Genomic DNA, 2446 nt, shown 5'->3' on the forward strand with positions numbered 1-2446 from the left:
CCCCCGCAGGAGCGGGGGACTCCAGGCCTCCCAGCGCCTCGGGAACGTCGGGCGCCGGGCTGATCGAGTCCGAGCTCGGCGGCCGGATCATCGACGAGATCGAGCACGAGGCCCCGGACCCGTCCCTCTAGGTTCCCGCCACCAGGTCACGCGTCCGCCGCTGGCGGGCCGGGCTCCCCGGGGCCGGTGCGCCGACCGTTGACGGTGTGGCGTGCGGGAGCCTCCTCACCGGTGATCTCGCTCCCGGGAGCACGGCGGGCCGCCGGCAGTGCCTCTGGGAGCGGGACCATCCGCGGCGGGAGCGTTTCGGCGGTCCGCGGAGTCAGTCCCGGGGGCGCAGCGCGCGCAGTACCGTGTCCACGAGCTCGTCCACGTACTCGTGCGTGAGCGGCCCGGTGCGCAGCAGCCAGCGCTGGTGGAACGGTCCGAGGAACAGCTCCGTGGCCAGCCGCAGGTCGATCTCCGGGTCCACCTCGCCCGCCGCCACGGCGGAGCGCAGCCGGTCCTCGAACACCCGCGCGTTCGGGCCCAGCAGGCGTTCCTGGACGACCTCGGCGAAGGCGGGATCGTGCTGGAGCTCGACGGTGAACGCGCGCGTGGTCCGGTCCATCTCCGGGATGCGGAACTCGTCCGCCGTGGCGCGGAGCACCGTCCGCATGTCCTCGGCCAGGTCGCCGGTGTCGGGCAGGGGCTCACCGGCGACCCCGCCGGTCAGCGCGGTGAACACGTCCAGGACCACGGCCGCCTTGGACGGCCACCAGCGGTAGATGGTCTGCTTGCCGACCCTGGCCCTGGCGGCGATCGCCTCCATCGTGAGCCTGGCGTAGCCGACCTCGCCCATCAGCTCGGTGGCGGCGTCGACGATGGCGCGCCGCGCGCGTTCGCTGCGGCGTCGGGGGTCGGGACCGCGGCGGACCCTGGTCTCTCCCTGTGCGGTGTTCTCTGCCATACCTGCCACGTTAACCGCTGAAAAATGACGAGACGTATCGTCTTGGTGCCGATATCCTACGGAGGTCGGATCGACTTGGCGAGGCGTTTCGCCTCGCCTGGAGGGAAAGGAGGTCCGCGTGGGCAGGAACAGCGACAATCTTCTGGGCATGGGCGGACAGCGCAACACCGTCTCGCGCTCCGCGCTTCGCGGAGGCAAGGGCGGCGGCCGTGGCGGCCCCAGCGACGACGCCGTGGAGCGCAAGCAGGAGCTGCTGCGCAAGCTCCGCGAGAAGCAGGGCAAGGACGCGGACGCGGCGTCCGAGAAGGCCGAAGGCGCCCAGGGCGAGGCGTGAACGCGCGGCGGCCCTCCTCCGAGAGGGCCGTCGGCGTCCGCGCGCCCCGCGCGATCCCTCGCGGTGCGCCACCGGCGCGGTCCCGCCGTACGCGCCGGTGCGCCTGCGCCGTGCGCGCCCGGCTTCGCACTCGGAATCCGCTCCCCGCGTCCTCACCCGGAGCCCGCCTCCCGGAGCCGGATCCCGGCGTCCGCGCCCCGCCGCGGTCACACCGTCCAGCCGTGTCCGTCGGGTGAGTCCAACCACACCCGGTGCGTGCCGTCGGCGCCCACCGAGAGTCCGAAGCGGTCCGGATCGGGCGCGCCCAAACGCTTCCAGAGCTCCAGGGCCTCCTCGAACTCGTCCCAGATGCTCCTCGGTCCGCCCTGCTCGATCATCCACGAGGTGCCGTAGGGGTACACGCGCACCCACGAGGCGCCGCTCCGGTCGAACACCCACACGCCCGACCCTGTGCCGATCCACCGCCGCCGCACCCGCCAGCCCGGCACCATCACCGACAGCGCGAACGCCGACGGGAAGGTCATCAGCGGTGCCACGGGGTCGGTCTGCGTGAGCCGGTACTCGTCGGGCTGCTGTCCCGAGTCCCGTACCGGGCGGGGCTGGGCGTCGGGGGTCCTCAGCGGCACGAACCCCACACCGCCGTGGAAGCTCGCCCGGGCCGAGCCGTCCCCGGGGCACTCCACGCGGGCGATCACCCCGGCCCCCTCCAACAGCCCCCACGGGCACACCACCAGGCCGTCGGGGCGCAGCTGCTCCACCCACGCGGGCGGCACACGGCGCACGCCGCAGGTCGAGGTGATCCGGTCGTAGGGCGCGCCGGGCGGGTAGCCGTAGTAGCCGTCGGCCAGGTGGACGGCGGGGGAGTAGCCCTCGGCGCGCAGGGCCTCGCGGGCGACCCCGGCCAGGCGCGGGTCGGTCTCCACGGACGTGACGGCGCTGTCGCCGAGCCGGTGCGCCAGCAGGGCGGTGTTCCAGCCGGTGCCGGTGCCCACCTCCAGGACCCTCTGCCCGTTGGCGAGGTCGGACAGCTCCAGCAGGCGGGCCAGGACCCGGGGCGCCGAGACGGACGAGGTCGCCGCCTCCGCCCGTTCCCCGGGGCCCGGGCCTTCCGACCCACGGCTCCAGGGGACGGACTCCCGGTCGTCGTGGGCGCGCTGCTCCCG

General features: G+C 74.4%; 3 protein-coding genes. 1 reads left to right on the forward strand and 2 read right to left on the reverse strand.

All coding sequences use genetic code 11. The annotated features are described in order from the left end of the window. Window positions 1-322 precede the first annotated feature (322 nt). Entirely contained in the window at window positions 323-949 is a 627-nt protein-coding gene (locus tag DQW06_RS25520) for a TetR/AcrR family transcriptional regulator (protein ID WP_013155809.1), read from the reverse strand. Between the two features lie 118 nt (window positions 950-1067). Between DQW06_RS25520 and DQW06_RS25525 the strand changes: the two genes are divergently transcribed. Continuing rightward, entirely contained in the window at window positions 1068-1283 is a 216-nt protein-coding gene (locus tag DQW06_RS25525) for a DUF6243 family protein (protein ID WP_013155808.1), read from the forward strand. Between the two features lie 206 nt (window positions 1284-1489). Here the strand turns inward: DQW06_RS25525 and DQW06_RS25530 are convergent. Continuing rightward, window positions 1490-2446: methyltransferase domain-containing protein (locus DQW06_RS25530; protein WP_117199449.1), on the reverse strand; the 957-nt coding region annotated here is incomplete at its 5' end.

Origin of the sequence: Nocardiopsis sp. TNDT3 (genome assembly GCF_003427465.1) — a bacterium.
Taxonomy (GTDB): domain Bacteria; phylum Actinomycetota; class Actinomycetes; order Streptosporangiales; family Streptosporangiaceae; genus Nocardiopsis; species Nocardiopsis dassonvillei.